Raw genomic sequence first — 17,496 nt, 5'->3', positions numbered from 1 at the left:
CCTCAGCCCTGATCCAGCTGCGGCAGCACCTTCGTACGGTAGAAGTCGAAGAACCCGCGCTGGTCCGGTCCGATCTGGTTGACGTAGACCCGGTCGAAGCCCACGTCGGCGAAGGCCCGCAGGGCCGAGACATGTTCGTCGACGTCGTCACCGCAGACCGACTTCTCGCGCACCATCTCCTCCGTGACCAGCGGCTCCAGCTGCTCGAAGTGGCGCGGTGAGGGCAGGATCTGGCCCATCTCGCCCGGCAGGAACTGGTTGAACCACTTCTCGCGGACGGTGCGCACGGCCTCGTCGCGGTCGGTGCCGTAGCAGACCTTCGTGCCGCCGCTCACCGGCTTTCCGCCTCCGCCGCCTTTGCGGAACTGCTCCACCATCGACTCCTCCGGCATCATCGTGATGTAGCCGTCCCCCACGCGCGCCGCGAGCTTCGTGGCGGCCGGGCCGAAGCCGGAGATGTCGATCGGGACGGGCTCGTCCGGGACCGTGTAGAGGCGGGCGTTCTCCACCTTGTAGTGGGTGCCGTAGTGGCTGACCTCCTCGCCGGTGAACAGCCGCCGCATGATCTGGATGGACTCCTCCAGCATCTCCATGCGCACGCTCGCCGGCGGCCAGACGTGTCCGAGGATGTGCTCGTTGAGCGCTTCGCCGGTGCCGACGCCCAGCCGGAAGCGGCCGTCCGTCATCACCGCCGAGGTCGCCGCGGCCTGCGCGATCACCGCCGGATGGATCCGCACGGTCGGGCAGGTCACCGCCGTCTCGATCGGCAGCGACACCGCTTCCGACAGCGCGCCGATCACCGACCACACGAAGGGGCTCTGGCCCTGCGCGTCGTTCCACGGGTGGTAGTGGTCGGAGATCCACAGCGACCGGAAGCCGGCCTGCTCGGCCATCCGCGCCTGCTCGACGAGCTCCGCCGGGCCGAACTCCTCACAGGAGAGGAAGTAGCCGTACTCGGGCATGGGGGGTACCTCCGATGGCGTCTGGTGCCTGGGCAGATCGCGGTCCGGGTACCCGGCGGCCGGGACGGAAACCGGCACGGGTTTGGGGGCCCTGGCCAGGGGGACGCGGAAGGCTCCGCACGACGTACGCGACAGCGCCGGAGGCGAACCGTGAGTCGACCCCGCATCGTGATCGTCGGTGCCGGATTCGCCGGGTACCAGGCCGCCCGTGGCCTGTCCCGGCTGGTGCGGCACGAGGCCGACGTCACCCTGCTGAACCCGACCGACTACTTCCTGTACCTGCCCCTGCTGCCCCAGGTCGCCGCCGGCCTCCTGGAACCCCGCCGGGTGACCGTCTCCCTCTCCGGCACCCTGCCGCACGTACGGCTGGTGCTCGGCGAGGCGGACTCCGTCGACCTCGACGGGCGGACCGTGCACTACACCGACCCGGAGGGCGGTTCCGGACGGCTGGAGTACGACCGGCTCGTGCTCGCCGTCGGCAGCGTCAACAAGCTGCTGCCGATCCCCGGTGTCGCCGAGCACGCGCACGGCTTCCGCGGGCTGCCCGAGGCGCTGTACCTGCGCGACCACGTCACCCGGCAGGTGGAGCTCGCGGCCGCCGCACCCGATCCGAAGAGCTGCGCCGCGCGGTGCACCTTCGTGGTCGTCGGCGCCGGATACACCGGGACGGAGGTCGCCGCGCACGGGCAGATGTACACCGACGCGCAGGTCCGTGGGCACCCTCTGCGGGAGGGCATGCGGCCGCGCTGGATGCTGCTGGACATCGCGCCGCGGGTGCTGCCCGAGATGGACGAGCGGCTCTCCCGCACCGCCGACGGGGTGCTGCGGCAGCGGGGTGTCGACGTGCGCATGGGGACCTCCGTGAAGGAGGCCACGCACGACGGGGTGCTGCTGTCCGACGGGGAGTTCGTGGAGACGCGCACGCTGGTGTGGTGTGTGGGGGTACGGCCCGATCCGCTGGTCGAGAGCACCGGGCAACCGCTGGAACGGGGACGGCTCGTGGTCGATCCGTACCTCCGAGTGCCGGGCCGGGACGGGGTGTTCGCGTGCGGGGACGCGGCGGCCGTGCCCGATCTCGACGAACCCGGCACGTACACGCCGATGACGGCGCAGCACGCGTGGCGGCACGGCAAGGTCGTCGCCCGCAACGTCGCCGCCTCCCTCGGCATCGGCGAACCGCGCGCCTACCGCCACCGCGGCCTCGGCTTCGTCGTCGACCTCGGCGGCACGAAGGCCGCGGCGAATCCGCTGGGCGTACCGCTGCCGGGCCCGCTCGCCGGTGCGGTCACCCGCGGCTACCACCTCGCGGCGATGCCCGGCAACCGCGTCCGCGTCGCCGCGGACTGGCTCCTGGACGCCGTACTGCCGCGCCAGGCGGTCCAGTTGGGCCTCGTGCGTTCCTGGTCGGTACCGCTGGACACGGCGTCCCCGGAACTGGCCCGGGTCGCCGGCCGCCCACAACCACGAGCGGACGCCGACGCCCGGTCGGGCCCGGGAGCGACGACGACGGAGGACACGGAACCTGACCGACCTGGCCAACCTGAGCGGACCGGCCAGGGATCCGCTTCGGGCACTGTCCGGGACGTCGAACAAGCCCAGGTGGCCGAGGAGTTGGCCCCTGGCCTGGGGACGAGCCGGCCCGGCCGCGAGCCGGGGAGCACCGGTCCCGAGCCCGCGAAGAACCAGCCGGGCGGTGAGCCCGCCAAGAACCAGCCCGGGCCGGCGCCCGCCGGGAATCAGCCCGGTGGCGAGCCCGCCAAGCACCAGCCCGGCGGCGAACCCACCGGACCCACCAGCCCTACCACCCCCACCGAACCCCCCGGCCCCGTCCGGCGAACCGACAACCCCGCGGAGGGAGACTCATGAACACCGCCGAACTCGTCGAGCTCGCCCAGCAGTTGCGTGTTGACAGCGTGCGCGCGTCGGATGCCGCGGGGTCCGGGCATCCGACCTCCTCGATGTCCGCCGCGGACCTGATGGCCGTACTGCTGGCCAATCACTTCCGCTACGACTTCGACCGTCCCGCCCACCCCGGCAACGACCGCTTCGTGCTGTCCAAGGGACACGCCTCGCCCCTGCTGTACTCCGCCTACAAGGCCGCCGGCGCCATCGACGACGACGAGCTGCTGACCTTCCGCGAGCTGGGCAGCCGGCTCGAAGGGCACCCCACGCCGCGCCGGCTGCCGTGGGTCGAGACGGCCACCGGCTCGCTCGGTCAGGGCCTGCCCGTCGGCGTCGGCATCGCCCTGGCCGGCAAGCGGCTGGACCGCACCGGCTACCGGGTCTGGGTGCTGTGCGGGGACAGCGAGCTGGCCGAGGGGTCGGTGTGGGAGGCCGCCGAGCACGCCTCGTACGAGAATCTCGACAACCTCACCGCGATCGTCGACGTCAACCGGCTCGGGCAGCGCGGCCCGACCCGGCACGAGCACGACCTCGACGCCTACGCCCGCCGCTTCCAGGCCTTCGGCTGGCACACCATCGAGGTCGACGGCCATGACGTGGACGCGATCGACCGCGCGTACGGCGAAGCCATCTCGACCACCGGACAGCCGACCGTCGTCCTCGCCCGCACCCTCAAGGGCAAGGGCGTCGAGTCGGTACAGGACCGCGAAGGGCTGCACGGCAAGCCGCTGCCGGACGCCGAGGAGGCGATCGCCGAGCTCGGCGGCGAGCGGCACATCCGCGTCCAGGTCCACGAGCCGCCGGCCGCACGGGCGTTGCACGCCGTGCGCGCCGGACATCTCGAACTGCCCCGCTGGGACAGGGGAGACGAGGTCGCCACGCGGAACGCCTACGGCCAGGCGCTCGCCGCCCTCGGCAGCGGGCGCGGCGACGTCGTCGCCCTCGACGGCGAGGTCGGCGACTCCACGCGGTCCGAGTTCTTCGCCAAGGAGCACCCCGAGCGGTACTTCGAGTGCTACATCGCCGAGCAGCAGATGGTCGCCGCGGCGGTCGGGCTGGCCTCGCGCGGCTGGGTGCCGTACGCCTCCACCTTCGCGGCCTTCCTCACTCGCGCCTACGACTTCGTGCGCATGGCGTCCGTCAGCGGGGCCGGGATCAACCTCGTCGGCTCGCACGCGGGCGTCGCCATCGGGCAGGACGGGCCCTCGCAGATGGGCCTGGAGGACCTGGCGATGATGCGGGCGGTGCACGGCTCGACCGTGCTGTACCCGTGCGACGCCAACCAGACGGCCGCGCTCGTCGGCGCGATGGCCGGCCTGGAGGGCATCCGGTATCTGCGGACCTCGCGCGGCGACAGCCCGGTGATCTACGGGCCCGACGAGGACTTCCCGGTCGGCGGCAGCAAGGTGCTGCGCTCCTCCGGACAGGACCGGCTCACGGTCGTCGCCGCGGGCGTCACCGTGCACCAGGCCCTCGCCGCCGCCGACACCCTGGAGCGGGACGGCATCCCGGTCCGGGTCGTCGACCTCTACTCGGTCAAGCCCGTCGACCGGGAGACCCTGCGCCGGGCCGCCGAGGAGACCGGCTGCCTGATGACCGTCGAGGACCACCACGAGGAGGGCGGCCTCGGCGACGCCGTCCTGGACGCCTTCCTCGACGGGCGGCCCGTGCCGCGGCTCGTGCGCCTCGCCGTGCGGTCCATGCCGGGCTCGGCCTCGCCCGACGAGCAGCTGCACGCCGCCGGCATCGACGCCGCGTCGATCGCGGCCGCCGGGAAGCTGCTGGTGGAGGAGGCGGTCGTACGGTGAGCGACGACGGCGTACGCAGGGTGCGCGCCGGGCGGCGCACGGTGGAGGTGCACCGGTCCGGCAAGGTGCTCTTCCCGGGCGACGGCGACGGCAAGGAGTACACCAAGGGCGACCTGGTCGAGTACTACCGGTCCGCCGCCGCGTTCATGCTGCCGCACCTGCGCGGCCGTCCACTGATGCTGGAACGGCACCCGGACGGCCTCGACGGCCCCCGCTTCATGCAGAAGAACACCCCGGACAACTACCCGGACTGGATCGGCCGCGTCGAGCTCCCCAAGGAGGGCGGCACCGTCTGCCACACCGTGTGCGACGACTCCGCCACCCTGGTCTACCTCGCCGACCAGGCAGCGCTCACCCTGCACCGCTGGCTGTCGCGGGTCGGCCGGATCGACCGGCCGGACCGGATGGTCTTCGACCTCGACCCGGCCGGGGACGACTTCGCCGCCGTCCGTGAGGCGGCCTGGCAACTGGGCGAACTCCTCGACGAGTTGCGGCTGCCCTCCGCCCTGATGACCACCGGCTCGCGCGGCGTCCACGTGATCGTGCCGCTCAACGGCCACCACGACTTCGACGAGACCCGCGCCTTCGCCCACGACGTCGCCGAGACCCTCGCCGCCGCCCACCCCGACCGGCTCACCACCGCCGCCCGCAAGAAGGACCGCGGCGACCGCCTCTACCTCGACGTCGGCCGCAACGCCTACGCCCAGACCGCGGTCGCCCCGCTCACCGTCCGCGCCCTGCCCGGCGCGCCCGTGGCCACCCCCATCGACTGGACCCAGCTCGACGACCCGGGCCTGACCGCCCGCCGCTGGACCATCGCCGACGCCCTGGAACAGGCCCGCGCCAACCCCTGGGCCGACCTCATGAGCAAGGCCCGCGCCCTGGGACCGGCCCGGCGCCGCCTCAACGCCTTGCGCCGAGGCTGAAGGTTTGGCCATAGGCATTGCGGCCACCCGAACACAGAGGTGGCCATGGCGAACACAAGAGACACTCAACAGTCACAGAATTCACAAAAGGACCATAAGGAACAGGATGGTTCGGCGGACCGGGCGCCGAAGCCCATGGAGGTGCTGCGCCAGGCGCGCACGCAGCTCGGTGAGCTCATCGGCATGAACGCCGAGTCCGTCTCGTCCTTCGAACGGACCGAAGACGGCTGGTCCCTGGAGGTCGAGGTCCTGGAGATGGCCCGGGTTCCGGACACGATGAGCCTGATGGCCAGTTACCAGGTGGACCTGGACCCGGAGGGCCAGCTGACCGGTTACCGGCGAATCCGCCGCTACGAACGCGGACGCGCCGACTCACACAGGCCCGGCGGCCGGTAGGCCGCCGAACCGAACCGACATCCGTACCCGAGAGCACAGACAAGGAGGCTGGGTCGGCATGACCGTTGTCCCGGCACAGCAGACCGGCGGAGGGGGAGGCTCCAGTGGCCTCTACGACGTCCTGGAGCTCGTCCTCGACAGGGGTCTGGTCATAGACGCGTTCGTACGGGTCTCCCTCGTCGGCATCGAGATCCTGAAGATCGACATCCGTGTCGTCGTGGCGAGCGTCGACACCTATCTGCGCTTCGCCGAGGCGTGCAACCGGCTGGACCTGGAGTCCGGGCCGAACAAGAGCCCCGGCCTGCCCGACGTGGTCGGCCAGGTCACCGAGTCCGGTGCGCGCGGCAAGTCCAAGGGCGCGCTGTCCGGCGCCGCGGAGACCATCTCCGACGCCTTCCGGCAGGCGCGTGACGAGGGCGGCGAGCAGGAGACCGAGTCCCGGCCGCGGCCCCGCAAGAAGACCGCCGCCGCCCGCAGGAGGGAGGAGGAGCAGGAGTGAGCACGTATGTCTACGGCATCACCGCCAAGTCGCACCCCGCGTTCTCCGAGGACCTCGGCGGCGTGGGCGACCCGCCCCGGCCGGTGCGCATCCTCGAACAGGGCGAGCTGGCGGCCGTCGTGAGCGACGCCCCCGAGGGGCTGCGGCCCAAGCGCCGGGACCTGCTCGCCCACCAGACCGTGCTCGCCGAGGCGGGCGCGGCCGGCCCGGTGCTGCCCATGCGGTTCGGCAGCGTCGCCCCCGACGACGACACCGTCACCGGGGTCCTCGCCGAGCGGGCCGACCACTACAAGGAGCGCCTGCGGGCCCTGGAGGGCAAGGTCGAGTACAACGTCAAGGCCGTGCACCAGGAAGAGGCCGTGCTGCACCGCGTGATGTCCGAGAACCCGGAGATCCGTGCCCTGACCGAGGCCAACCGGCAGGCGGGCGGCGGCAGTTACGAGCAGCGCCTGCAACTGGGCGAGATGGTGGTCGCCGCCGTGAAGGCGCGCGAGGCGGAGGACGCGGTCGAGGTGCAGCGCGCCCTCGAACCCGTCGCCGCCGCCGTGAGCGTGGGCCCCGAGTCCACCGGCTGGCTGGTCAACGTCTCGTTCCTGGTGGACCGCGACGCGGCCGAACCCTTCCTCACCGAGGTGGAGAACGTCCGCAAGAGCCATCCGCACATCGAACTGCGCGTCAACGGACCGCTGCCGCCGTACAGCTTCGTGGAGCCCGGCCCCGCCGAGCCCGCGGGCAGCACGGCCGGTCCCGACGCGGCTCAGGAGTGAGGTCGTGGGACTGCTCAAGGAAGTGGTTCTGCTGCCCTTCGCCCCGGTGCGCGGCAGCGCATGGGTGATCGGGCAGCTGCTGACCGAGGCGGAACGGATCTACTACGACCCGGCCGCGGTCCGAGCCGAACTCGCCCGGCTCGAAGAGCAGTTGGAGGCGGGAGAGATCGACGAGGAGGAGTTCGACCGCAGGGAGGACGAACTCCTCGACCGGCTGGAGACAGGACTGCGCAACAGCGCGGCCACAGGCAACGGGACGGCACGATGAACCGAGTGGGACTCGGCCTCGCGATAGGGGCCGGGTACGTCCTGGGACGTACCAAGAAGATGAAACTGGCGTTCGCCGTCGGCACCATGGTGGCCGGCAAGCGGATGCATCTGAGCCCGCGGGCCCTCGCGGACCTGGTGTCCGGGCAGCTGCGGGACAACCCGCAGTTCAAGGAGATCGGGGACCAGCTGCGCGAGGACCTGCGGGGCGTCGGCAAGGCGGCCTCGGGCGCGATGGTGGAGCGGCAGATCGAGTCGCTCGCCGACCGTCTGCACGGCCGTACCGCCGAGGTCCGCGACCAGCTCACGGGCGTCGCGGGCAAGGCGACCGGCCTCGGCGCCGACGAGCAGGACGAGAGCGAGGAGCCGGAGGACACTGAGGAGGAGGAGCCGCGCGAGGAGGCCGAGGAGCCGGAGGCCGAGGAGGAGTCCCCGGACGACGAGGCCGGGCGCGGCTCCAAGGGGGCCGCGAAGAAGGCTCCGGCCAAGAAGACGGCGGGCGGTAAGCCCCCGGCCAAGAAGGCGGCGGCGAAGAAGACCGCGCCGGGCCGGGCGCCCGCGAAGAAGACGGCGGCCAAGAAGACCGCGGCGAAGAAGTCGGCGGCCAAGCGCACGGCCGCCCGGGGCGCCGGCGGCGGTGCCCGTGCCGCCCGGTCCCGGCTGCCGAAGGGAGGCGACGAGCGATGACCGACACTCTCGGATCCGCGACCTCCGCGGCGCGCGGCGCCAAGGAATCGACCGGCAAGGTGACCGACCTGGCGCACAGCGAGGCCGCCGACCGGCTCAAGGCCGAACTGCAGGAGTACCTCGCGGCGCAGGCCCAGCGCCTGCTGATGGGCTTCGGCCGCAAGCTCGGCGAGACCACCGTCAAGTTGAACGACATCGCCGAGGGCAACAGCCCGGGCTTCGCGAAGCTGGCCCTCGACGGCGGCCGCAAACTCGCCGAGGGCAAGGGTCCCGTGCGTTCCGCACTGGAACTCGGCGCCTCGCGGGCCAAGGAGAACGTGGTGGAAGCCTTCAAGAACCTCGGTGGGGGCAAGGGCAAGCGCAAGGGCGGGGCGGGCAAGAAGCCGACGGTGATCATCGAGTCCGTCGACGTGGGCGTCGACCGGCGCACGGCCTACGACCAGTGGACCCAGTACCAGGACTTCAGCACCTTCGCCAAGGGCGTCAAGAGCGCGAACCGCGCCGACGACACCCAGTCCGACTGGCAGTTGAAGATCTTCTGGTCCAACCGCAGCTGGAAGGCGAAGACCACCGAGCAGCTGCCCGACGACCGGATCTCCTGGACCTCGGAGGGCGCCAAGGGCACCACGAAGGGCGTCGTCTCCTTCCACCGGATCGACGACAACCTCACCCGCGTGCTGCTGGTGATCGAGTACTACCCCAAGGGCCTGTTCGAGAAGACCGGCAACATCTGGCGCGCCCAGGGCCGCCGGGCCCGGCTCGACCTCAAGAACTACGTCCGCTTCATCACCTTCAAGGGCGAGGCGGAGGACGGCTGGCGCGGCGAGATCCGCGACGGCGAGGTCGTCCGCAGCCACGAGGACGCGGTCGCCGAGGAGGAGGAAGAACTCGCCGGCGAGGAAGGCCAGGAGGGCGAGGAGGGCGACGAGGGTGAGGAAGCCGCGGCGAGCTCCGAGGAGGAGCCCGAGGAGGAGCCCGAGGACGAGGAACCCAAGGGCGAGGACGAGGAGTTCGAGGAGGACGAGGAGGAGCCCGAGGGCGAGGAGGGTGACGAGGAGGAGTACGAGTACGAGGAAGAGGAAGAGCCCGAGTACGAGTACGCCGAGGGCGGGAGCCGTCGATGACCACCGCGAGCAGGTTCCCGGACCCCTACCCCTCGAACGGCGGCGCCAACCTGGCCGACATCCTTGAGCGGGTGCTCGACAAGGGTGTCGTGATCGCCGGCGACATCCGGATCAACCTGCTCGACATCGAACTCCTCACCGTCAAACTGCGGCTCATCGTCGCCTCCGTGGACAAGGCGCGGGAGATGGGCATCGACTGGTGGGAGACCGACCCCGCGCTCTCCTCCAAGGCGCGCCGTTCGGAACTCGCCCGCGAGAACGCCGAGTTGCGCGAGCGCCTGGCCCAGCTGGAGCCCGACGGCCAACGGGAGCCCGACGCCCAGCTGGAGCCCGGCCGCGCCCGGAAGGAGGCACCATGACCGGACTGCGGTACGTCTACGCCGTCTGCCACCCCTTCGGCGCGGCCCTCCAGGCCCAGCTGACCGGGGTGGCGGGCGATCCGCCCAGACTGCTGACCCACCACGGCCTGGTCGCCGTGGTGAGCCATGTGCCGGAGCGGGACTTCGCCGAGAAGCCGCTCCGCGCCCATCTCGAGGACCTGGACTGGCTGACCCGGACCGCGCGCGCCCACCAGGGCGTGATCGACGCGCTCACCGCCGTCACCACCCCGCTCCCGCTGCGGCTCGGCACGGTCTTCCGCGACGACAGCGGTGTCCGGGTCATGCTGGAGGCCCGCGAGGCCGATTTCCGGCGCACCCTCGACCGGCTCGCGGGGCGGGTGGAATGGGGCGTCAAGGTGTACACCGAAACCGAAAACGGCCCCGAGCCCTCCGAAACACAGCGGCCGGCCGAGAAAGCGGCTTCCGGCCGGGATTATCTGCGGCAACGGCGTATGCGCGCGAAAGCGCACGAGGACCTCTGGGAGAAGGCCGAGGAATTCGCGAACCGGCTGCACGCGGCCCTCTCCGCGCGCGCCGAGGATTCCCGGCTGCACGCCCCGCAGAATTCCGCGCTCTCCGGCGCGGCCGGACGCAATGTGCTGAACGCGGCCTATCTGGTCCCCCGGACGGACTGCGAGGAATTCGTGGAGCTCGTCGACCGGACCAAGGACGACGTGTCCGGGACCGCGCCGCGGCTGCGCGTCGAGCTCACCGGCCCCTGGGCCGCCTACTCCTTCGCCGGGGAGGAACCGTGACGGTCGTCGAACGCCGTGAGGTCGCCCTCGTGGACCTGCTCGACCGGCTGCTGGCCGGCGGGGTCGTGGTCACGGGGGACATCACGCTGCGCATCGCGGACGTCGACCTCGTCCGCATCGACCTGAACGCGCTCATCAGCTCGGTCAACGAACAAGTACCGTCACCCTGGGGAGAGTTGACGTGACCACCCGCCGCAACCGGCTGGACCTGGAACCCGACACCGTCGAGCGGGACCTGGTCAAACTCGTGCTGACCGTCGTGGAACTGCTGCGCCAGCTCATGGAGCGCCAGGCGCTGCGCCGCTTCGACACGGGGGACCTCACCGAGGACCAGGAGGAGCGGATCGGGCTCACGCTGATGCTCCTCGACGACCGCATGACCGAACTGCGCGAGCGCTACGGACTGCGGCCCGAGGACCTCAATCTGGACCTCGGGCCGCTGGGACGGCTGCTCTGATTCAGTTCTGGTCAGTTCTGACCCGGTTCACCACGGGTATCGGTCGTCTCACCACCGATACCAGCGGCCCCTGCCGCCGGCCGCCGTCGTGCCGCGTACCAGGAATCCCAGCAGCCACACCACGAGAACGGCCAGTGCAATCCACCAAAGCGCCTTGAGTGCGAATCCGGCGCCGAACAGAATGAGCGCCAGCAGCAATACGAGCAGAACAGCAACCATTTTCCAACCTCCTGCTCTCCGGGTATCCCGGAAAAGGAGATTCAGGCGTCCTTACGGCACAGAATCTCCCCGTGCAGCACACTGAACCAGCCGTCCTCCCGCCGCCCCCATTCCCGCCAGGCCTCCGACACGGCCGTCAGCTGCTCGGCGGTGGCGTGTCCGCCCTGCGTGGCCCGCTCCGCGTAGGCCGAGGCGACCGTCCGGTCCGCCCACAGCCCGCTCCACCAGGCCCGCTCCTCGGCTGTGGAGAAGGTCCAGGTACCGGAGGTGGCCGTGATGTCGGTCAGCCCGGCCCGCAGCGCCCAGGACTTCAGCCGTCGCCCGGCGTCCGGCTCGCCCCCGTTGGCGCGGGCCACCCGGTGGTAGAGGTCCGCCCAGTCGTCCATCCCCCGGGACGCCGGGTACCACGTCATCGCGGCGTAGTCGGAGTCCCGGACGGCGATGAGCCCGCCCGGTTTCGTCACCCGCCGCATCTCGCGCAGCGCCTGCACCGGATCGCCGACGTGCTGCAGCACCTGGTGGGCGTGGACGGCGCAGAAGGTGTCGTCCGGGTAGTCCAGGGCGTGCACGTCGGCGACCGCGAAGTCGACGTTGGCCAGGCCGCGTTCGGCGGCCGTGGCGCGGGCCTGGTCCAGGATGCCCGGCGCGTGGTCGACGCCGGTGACGTGTCCGTCGGGGACCAGTGCCGCCAGGTCGGCGGTGATGGTGCCCGGTCCGCAGCCGATGTCCAGGATCTTCATGTGGGGCTTCAGCGAGCCGAGCAGATAGGCCGCGGAGTTGGCGGCGGTCCGCCAGGTGTGCGAGCGCAGCACCGACTCGTGGTGCCCGTGCGTGTAGACGGCGGTCTCCTGCGGCTTCGACATGGCTGAACTCCCCTGTTCGACGTCCTGTCGGTACGCCACACCGTACGCCCGCATGTCGAATGATGAGACCCGTGTTTTGCTATATGGACTGACGGTGTGTCAGAATGCGGGGATCGGGCGGTAGACGGTGAGTGCTTCGGGGAGCTTCTCCAGGCGCACCTCGCCCGCCACTTCGGTGACTTCGCCGTCGTGGGCGAGCGGTGTGCCCGGCGCGAGGCCCGAGATCCGCAGCCGGCTCACCTGGACCGCGGCGTGCGCCGGGGACCGGGTGAGCGGCCCGGCGACCGCGGCGGCGAGCAGCCGCAGCGCGGGCCTCCGGCCGCCGTGCACCGCCCGGACGTCGAGAAGTCCGTCCGCCAGGTCGAGCCGTCGGCCCGGTGCCAGGCCCATCCGGTGGTAGACGCCGTTGCCAATGAACAGCAGCCACAACGGGCGTGTCTCGCCCCGGAGTTCGGCCTCCAGTGGATGCCGGTCGGCGCGCAGCACGCGCAGCGCCCCGAGCACGCCGGCCGGCCAGTTGTCGATCCGGTGCGACCAGCGCTCCCGCACCCGCACCAGTTCCGGATAGACGCCCAGGCTGCACGTGTTGAGGAAGACGCCGTCCCGTTTGCCGCTGCTGAACCGGCCGACGTCCACCCGCACCGCCTCGCCCTGCCGCACGGCCCGCGCGAAGTCCCGCGCACCCTCCACGCCGAGGTCGAGGGCGAAGTGGTTGAGGGTGCCGCCGGGCAGCACCGCGAGCGGCAGCCCGTGGCGCAGGGCGACCGCGGCGGCGGTGTTCACCGTGCCGTCGCCGCCGCACACGCCCAGCACCTCGGCGCGGGCCGCCGCCTTCTCCAACTCGTCGGCCAGATCGGCCGGTTGGCACTCCACGACCTCGGCCCGGGGCAGCTCGTCGCGCAGTGCGCCCAGGCGGTCGGAGGTGCCGGAGGCGGTGTTGGCCACGACGACCAGTCCCGCGCCGTCGGGCAGCGCCGGGACCTCGGCGCGGGGCCGGGCCGGCGGTGCCAGCCCGGCTCGGGTCGGCACCAGCCCCCGTACGGCCAAGGCGGCTCCCGCGCCCAGCGCCGCGCCCGCGAGCACGTCGCTCGGGAAGTGGACGCCGGTGTAGACACGGGAGAGCGCCACCGACCACGCGAGGGGGGCGACCGCGGCGCCCCAGGCCGGGGACTCCAGGGCGACCCCGGTCGCGAAGGCGGCGGCCGACGCGGAGTGGCCGGACGGGAACGACGTGGTGATCGGCTGCCGCCGCAGCTGCCGTGCGAGCGGAACCGGGTCGAGGGCCGGACGCGGCCTGCGCACCGACCGCTTGCCCAGCGTGTTGATCGTCAGCGAGGCGAGCGCGAGGGAGGCGACACCGCGGGCGGCGGCGCGGCGGCCCCTCGGGGTGCGGCTCGCCGCCATCGCGGCCGCCGTGGCGAACCAGAGCACACCGTGGTTGGCGCTGCGGCTCAGCCGCGGCAGCACGCGTTGCCCGTACGGCCAGTGCCGTTCGGCGGCGAACTCGAAGAGACGGTTGTCCAGCGTGAGCAGCCGGTCACGCAGGGGATGGAAGCCGGGCACGGGGGCTGTCAGGTCGACGTCTGGGCTCATGGCGTGCCGGGTACCCTGAAGAGCCCGTCTGCTGCCCGGAGGCGGCGACCGACACCCGGAGGGTCCCCGTATGCGTCTGCTCCTCGTACGCCACGGCCAGACCACCGCCAACGTCGACTTCCTGCTCGACACCGCCGTACCGGGTGCGCGCCTGACCGCGCTGGGCGAACAGCAGGCCGCGGCGCTTCCCGAGGCCCTCGCCGACGAGGACATCGAGGCCCTGTACGCCTCCACCCTCGTGCGCACCCAGCTGACGGCGGCCCCGCTGGCCGCCGCCCGGGGCCTGGAGGTGCTCGTGCGCGACGGCATCCGGGAGCTGTCGGCGGGCGACCTGGAGATGCTGCCGGGCGACTCGGAGCAGGGCGCGCTCTACATGAAGACGGTGTTCGCGTGGGCGGCCGGCGACACCGCGCTGCGGATGCCGGGCGGGGAGAGCGGGGCGGAGGCGCTGGCCCGTTACGACGCGGTGGTGGCGGAGGCGGCCGGCAGCGGGGCCGGGACGGTCGCCATGATCAGCCACGGCGCGGCGATCCGCATGTGGACCGCCGCCCGCGCCGACAACGTGGACGTGCCCTTCGCCGCGGCCCGCCCGCTCGACAACACGGGCGTGGTCGTCCTGGAGGGCTCGCCGGAGGACGGCTGGAAGGCGTTGAGCTGGGCGGGAGCGGTAGTCACCCCCAGCCGCGACAGCGGACCGGCCGGACGCCCGCTGGACGGGACCGAGTGAGCGACCACCGGCTCGCTTAAGCGTTTGCACCGGCCTGCGGGCGGCCCGCAGAATGCCTCCTCATGGGACATCTGGAAGCCGCACACCTCGAGTACTACCTTCCCGACGGGAGGGCGCTGCTCGGCGATGTGTCGTTCCGGGTCGGGGAAGGGGCCGTCGTCGCGCTCGTCGGGCCCAACGGCGCGGGGAAGACGACCCTGCTGCGGCTGATCTCGGGGGAGCTCAAGCCGCACGGCGGGACCGTCACCGTCGGTGGCGGCCTCGGGGTGATGCGGCAGTTCGTGGGATCCGTACGGGACGAGACGACCGTACGGGACCTGCTCGTGTCCGTGGCGCCGCCGCGGGTCCGGGAGGCCGCGCAGGCCGTCGACAGGGCCGAGCACCTGATCATGACCGTCGACGACGAGGCCGCCCAGCTGAAGTACGCGCAGGCGCTCGCCGACTGGGCCGAGGTGCGCGGGTACGAGGCGGAGACGCTGTGGGACATGTGCACCACGGCCGCGCTCGGAGTGCCGTACGACAAGGCGCAGTTCCGGCAGGTGCGCACGCTGTCCGGGGGTGAGCAGAAGCGGCTCGTCCTTGAGGCGCTGCTGCGCGGCACCGACGAGGTGCTGCTGCTCGACGAGCCCGACAACTACCTCGACGTGCCCGGCAAGCGCTGGCTGGAGGAGCGGCTGAAGGAGACCCGCAAGACGGTCCTCTTCGTCTCCCACGACCGTGAACTCCTCGCGCGCGCCGCCGAGAAGATCGTGTCCGTGGAGCCCTCGCCCGCCGGTGCCGACGCCTGGGTGCACGGCGGCGGCTTCGCCACCTACCACGACGCCCGGCGCGAACGCTTCGCCCGCTTCGAGGAGTTGCGCAGGCGGTGGGACGAGAAGCACGCCCAGCTGAAGAAGCTGGTGCTGAACCTCCGTCAGGCCGCCAGCATCAGCCACGAGTTGGCCTCCCGCTACCAGGCCGCGCAGACCCGGCTGCGCAAGTTCGAGGAGGCCGGCCCGCCGCCGGAGCCGCCGCGCGAGCAGGACATCAGGATGCGCCTCAAGGGCGGACGCACCGGCGTAAGGGCCGTCACCTGCAAGGGACTTGAGCTCACCGGCCTGATGAAACCCTTCGACCTGGAGGTCTTCTACGGCGAACGGGTCGCCGTCCTCGGCTCCAACGGCTCCGGCAAGTCGCACTTCCTGCGGCTGCTGGCCGGCGAGGACGTGGCGCACACGGGGGAGTGGAAGCTCGGGGCGCGGGTCGTGCCCGGCCACTTCGCGCAGACCCACGCCCACCCCGAGCTGCAGGGCCGCAAGCTGCTGGACATCCTGTGGACGGAGCACTCCCAGGACCGGGGCGCGGCCATGTCCCGGCTGCGCCGCTACGAGCTCACGAACCAGGCCGAGCAGGCCTTCGACCGCCTCTCCGGCGGCCAGCAGGCCCGCTTCCAGATCCTGCTCCTGGAACTGGAGGGCGTCACCGCCCTGCTCCTCGACGAGCCGACCGACAACCTCGACCTGGAGTCCGCGGAGGCGCTCCAGGAAGGGCTGGAGGCGTTCGACGGGACCGTACTGGCGGTGACGCACGACCGCTGGTTCGCGCGCTCCTTCGACCGCTATCTGGTCTTCGGGAGCGACGGCCGGGTCCGGGAGACCCCCGAACCCGTGTGGGACGAACGGCGGGTGGAGCGGGCGCGGTAGCCCCCGCTCAGCTCCACCTGAGCAGCGCGCCCAGGCCGCCCGCCGGGATCTGGCCGCCGGTCGCCTCCGCCGCGGGCTCCACCGACAGCGCGGGCGCGCCGGTGGCGACCGCCGAGCGGATCAGCGCGTCGTCGGCCCGGGCCGACCAGGAGTTCTGCTCGCCCAGGACCTTCAGGTCCGTACGGCGCACCGCCAGCTGGTCCGGGTCCTCGCCGATCCACACCTCGCGGTGCGCGTCCGGGGCGTCCGGGCGGACCAGCAGCTCCTCGATACGGTGCTCGCGCGCCGCCTCGACCAGCGCCGGCACGCCCTCGACCGCGCCCGAGTGGCCCTCCTCGTCCGGGGCGCGGGCCGCCAGGAACCGCTCCAGCTCCCGCTCGGCCCGCTGCCGTACCCGCTGCTCGCGGATGCGCTCCACGTCCTCGTCCAGCAGTCGGCTGCCTGCGCCGTGCGGGGTCTCCACGACCATGTCCCGCAGGTGCTTGGGCAGCCGCTCGTGCACGGACCGCTTCTCCCGGTCGTCGCCCACGAGGACCAGCAGGTCGGCGCGGGTCTCCTCCTGGCAGGCGGCGAGCGCCTCGGCGACCTCGGCCGCGTTGTGCTCCCAGGTGTTCTCGACCGCGAGCTGGAAGTGCCGCTCCGACCAGTCCACCGAACGCGTACGGTGCACCGGCCACTGCCGCCCGGTCACCGAGCCCGCGTCCTGCCGGCCCAGCGAGCTGCGCAGCTCGAAGTCCGCGCCCTTGCGATCGATGTACGCCACCACGCAGACCGGGTCCTCGCCGGCCAGCTCCAGCAGCGGCGCGGTGTGCGGCAGCGGCGCCCAGTGGGCGCTGTCCCGCTGCGGGGGCCGGGCCAGCGGCGGGTCGAGGACCACCTCGCCGGCCCGGGCGAACAGGGCCCGCCCGTTGGGCTCGGAGGAGTGCCGGAGCTCCTCCAGCGCCTCGCGCACCGCCCGGCACGTCTCCTCGTCCGCGCCCTGCCGGTCCAGGTCCCGCGCGAGCGCCACCGCCGTGAGATGGCGCTCGTGGGGCGTGTCCTCCGTGTGCCGGGAAGTGTCGACGTACACGGAGGCCCAGGGCCCCGGATGTTCGTAGAGTGGATGCAGGAAAGCGAGATCCATGGTTCCCTCCCGGGTGCCGCTCGGGTGAGGGGGTGTCTCACACACCCCTGAGTGCTCACCGGGCGGGTACCCGGACCGCATGGACGAACACGACGAGCGGGGTACCACCATGGCCGGAGTCGACCCCACCAGGCTGGACGACCAGCAGCTCATGAAGGAGCTGGAGACGATCCACCGCACGCGCCACGACACACTGCTCTACGGCTCCAGCGGCGCGCTGCGGGCCCACAACGATCGCATGGCCCAGCTGGAGGGCGAGTACCTGCGCCGCAACCCGCGGCGCACGGTGGCCGCGGGCCGCACCAGGGAAGGCGCCCGGGAACGCCGGAGCGGGGAGTCGGTGACTCCCCGCTCCTGAC

Annotated in this window: 21 protein-coding genes; 16 read left to right on the top strand and 5 right to left on the bottom strand. The window is 72.2% G+C overall.

The window, feature by feature from the left end:
* Positions 1 to 2 precede the first annotated feature (2 nt).
* Positions 3 to 962: an LLM class F420-dependent oxidoreductase gene (locus MQP27_RS08670; protein WP_242763254.1), complete on the bottom strand. Its 960-nt coding sequence runs from the start codon at positions 960 to 962 to the stop codon at positions 3 to 5.
* A 150-nt stretch (positions 963 to 1,112) separates the two neighbouring features.
* On the opposite strand from MQP27_RS08670, the gene MQP27_RS08665 reads away from it, so the two are divergent.
* Genes MQP27_RS08665 through MQP27_RS08605 form a run of 13 tightly spaced genes read left to right on the top strand, consistent with a single transcriptional unit; the run spans position 1,113 to position 10,930 of the window.
* Positions 1,113 to 2,828, top strand: coding sequence for an NAD(P)/FAD-dependent oxidoreductase (locus MQP27_RS08665; protein WP_242763251.1), 1,716 nt, complete (start codon positions 1,113 to 1,115; stop codon positions 2,826 to 2,828).
* The gene (locus MQP27_RS08660; RefSeq protein WP_242763248.1) at positions 2,825 to 4,672 is read left to right on the top strand and encodes a transketolase; all 1,848 of its coding nucleotides are present in this window, start codon (positions 2,825 to 2,827) and stop codon (positions 4,670 to 4,672) included. The genes MQP27_RS08665 and MQP27_RS08660 overlap by 4 nt, the downstream gene beginning before the upstream one ends.
* On the top strand, positions 4,669 to 5,598 hold the full coding sequence (gene ligD / locus MQP27_RS08655) for a non-homologous end-joining DNA ligase (RefSeq protein WP_242763245.1): 930 nt from the start codon (positions 4,669 to 4,671) through the stop codon (positions 5,596 to 5,598). The genes MQP27_RS08660 and ligD overlap by 4 nt, the downstream gene beginning before the upstream one ends.
* A 45-nt stretch (positions 5,599 to 5,643) precedes the next feature.
* On the top strand, positions 5,644 to 5,994 hold the full coding sequence (locus MQP27_RS08650; protein WP_242763242.1) for a gas vesicle protein GvpO: 351 nt from the start codon (positions 5,644 to 5,646) through the stop codon (positions 5,992 to 5,994).
* A 58-nt stretch (positions 5,995 to 6,052) separates the two neighbouring features.
* Positions 6,053 to 6,493 carry a gas vesicle structural protein GvpA gene (locus tag MQP27_RS08645; protein ID WP_242763239.1) on the top strand — a complete coding sequence of 147 codons (441 nt, stop codon included), beginning with the start codon at positions 6,053 to 6,055 and terminating at the stop codon, positions 6,491 to 6,493.
* Positions 6,490 to 7,260, top strand: a complete 771-nt coding sequence (locus MQP27_RS08640; RefSeq protein WP_242763236.1) for a GvpL/GvpF family gas vesicle protein — start codon at positions 6,490 to 6,492, stop codon at positions 7,258 to 7,260. The genes MQP27_RS08645 and MQP27_RS08640 overlap by 4 nt, the downstream gene beginning before the upstream one ends.
* Positions 7,261 to 7,264: 4 nt before the next feature.
* The gene (locus MQP27_RS08635; protein WP_242763233.1) at positions 7,265 to 7,528 is read left to right on the top strand and encodes a gas vesicle protein GvpG; all 264 of its coding nucleotides are present in this window, start codon (positions 7,265 to 7,267) and stop codon (positions 7,526 to 7,528) included.
* The gene (locus MQP27_RS08630; RefSeq protein WP_242763230.1) at positions 7,525 to 8,214 is read left to right on the top strand and encodes a DNA primase; all 690 of its coding nucleotides are present in this window, start codon (positions 7,525 to 7,527) and stop codon (positions 8,212 to 8,214) included. The genes MQP27_RS08635 and MQP27_RS08630 overlap by 4 nt, the downstream gene beginning before the upstream one ends.
* Positions 8,211 to 9,338 (top strand): SRPBCC family protein, encoded by a 1,128-nt coding sequence (locus MQP27_RS08625; protein ID WP_242763227.1) that lies wholly within the window; start codon positions 8,211 to 8,213, stop codon positions 9,336 to 9,338. Before MQP27_RS08630 ends, MQP27_RS08625 begins: the two co-directional genes overlap by 4 nt.
* Positions 9,335 to 9,697 (top strand): gas vesicle protein, encoded by a 363-nt coding sequence (locus MQP27_RS08620; RefSeq protein ID WP_242763223.1) that lies wholly within the window; start codon positions 9,335 to 9,337, stop codon positions 9,695 to 9,697. The genes MQP27_RS08625 and MQP27_RS08620 overlap by 4 nt, the downstream gene beginning before the upstream one ends.
* Entirely contained in the window at positions 9,694 to 10,473 is a 780-nt protein-coding gene (locus MQP27_RS08615; RefSeq protein ID WP_242763220.1) for a GvpL/GvpF family gas vesicle protein, read from the top strand. Before MQP27_RS08620 ends, MQP27_RS08615 begins: the two co-directional genes overlap by 4 nt.
* A complete protein-coding gene (locus MQP27_RS08610; RefSeq protein WP_030953078.1) occupies positions 10,470 to 10,658 on the top strand; it encodes a gas vesicle protein in 189 nt (62 codons plus the stop codon). Before MQP27_RS08615 ends, MQP27_RS08610 begins: the two co-directional genes overlap by 4 nt.
* A complete protein-coding gene (locus MQP27_RS08605) occupies positions 10,655 to 10,930 on the top strand; it encodes a gas vesicle protein K (protein WP_242763217.1) in 276 nt (91 codons plus the stop codon). Before MQP27_RS08610 ends, MQP27_RS08605 begins: the two co-directional genes overlap by 4 nt.
* Before the next feature lie 48 nt (positions 10,931 to 10,978).
* On the opposite strand, the gene MQP27_RS08600 is transcribed toward MQP27_RS08605, so the two are convergent.
* The 3 genes from MQP27_RS08600 to MQP27_RS08590 form a co-directional block, all read right to left on the bottom strand.
* A complete protein-coding gene (locus MQP27_RS08600) occupies positions 10,979 to 11,149 on the bottom strand; it encodes a hypothetical protein (RefSeq protein WP_058922132.1) in 171 nt (56 codons plus the stop codon).
* A gap of 41 nt (positions 11,150 to 11,190) precedes the next feature.
* The gene (locus MQP27_RS08595; protein WP_242763214.1) at positions 11,191 to 12,012 is read right to left on the bottom strand and encodes a class I SAM-dependent methyltransferase; all 822 of its coding nucleotides are present in this window, start codon (positions 12,010 to 12,012) and stop codon (positions 11,191 to 11,193) included.
* A gap of 99 nt (positions 12,013 to 12,111) precedes the next feature.
* Entirely contained in the window at positions 12,112 to 13,605 is a 1,494-nt protein-coding gene (locus MQP27_RS08590) for a bifunctional phosphatase PAP2/diacylglycerol kinase family protein (protein ID WP_242763211.1), read from the bottom strand.
* Between the two features lie 70 nt (positions 13,606 to 13,675).
* Between MQP27_RS08590 and MQP27_RS08585 the strand changes: the two genes are divergently transcribed.
* The gene (locus MQP27_RS08585; RefSeq protein ID WP_242763208.1) at positions 13,676 to 14,332 is read left to right on the top strand and encodes a histidine phosphatase family protein; all 657 of its coding nucleotides are present in this window, start codon (positions 13,676 to 13,678) and stop codon (positions 14,330 to 14,332) included.
* A 62-nt stretch (positions 14,333 to 14,394) separates the two neighbouring features.
* Entirely contained in the window at positions 14,395 to 16,014 is a 1,620-nt protein-coding gene (locus MQP27_RS08580) for an ATP-binding cassette domain-containing protein (protein WP_242763205.1), read from the top strand.
* Between the two features lie 7 nt (positions 16,015 to 16,021).
* On the opposite strand, the gene MQP27_RS08575 is transcribed toward MQP27_RS08580, so the two are convergent.
* Positions 16,022 to 17,137: a baeRF2 domain-containing protein gene (locus MQP27_RS08575; protein ID WP_242763202.1), complete on the bottom strand. Its 1,116-nt coding sequence runs from the start codon at positions 17,135 to 17,137 to the stop codon at positions 16,022 to 16,024.
* A 79-nt stretch (positions 17,138 to 17,216) separates the two neighbouring features.
* On the opposite strand from MQP27_RS08575, the gene MQP27_RS08570 reads away from it, so the two are divergent.
* Positions 17,217 to 17,495 carry a DUF6158 family protein gene (locus MQP27_RS08570; RefSeq protein ID WP_242763199.1) on the top strand — a complete coding sequence of 93 codons (279 nt, stop codon included), beginning with the start codon at positions 17,217 to 17,219 and terminating at the stop codon, positions 17,493 to 17,495.
* Position 17,496: the final 1 nt, after the last annotated feature.

Origin of the sequence: Streptomyces cylindrosporus (assembly GCF_022698165.1) — a bacterium.
Lineage (GTDB): Bacteria > Actinomycetota > Actinomycetes > Streptomycetales > Streptomycetaceae > Streptomyces > Streptomyces cylindrosporus.
The sequence above is the reverse complement of the archived record's forward strand: the minus strand, read 5'-3'. Positions and strand labels throughout refer to the sequence as shown.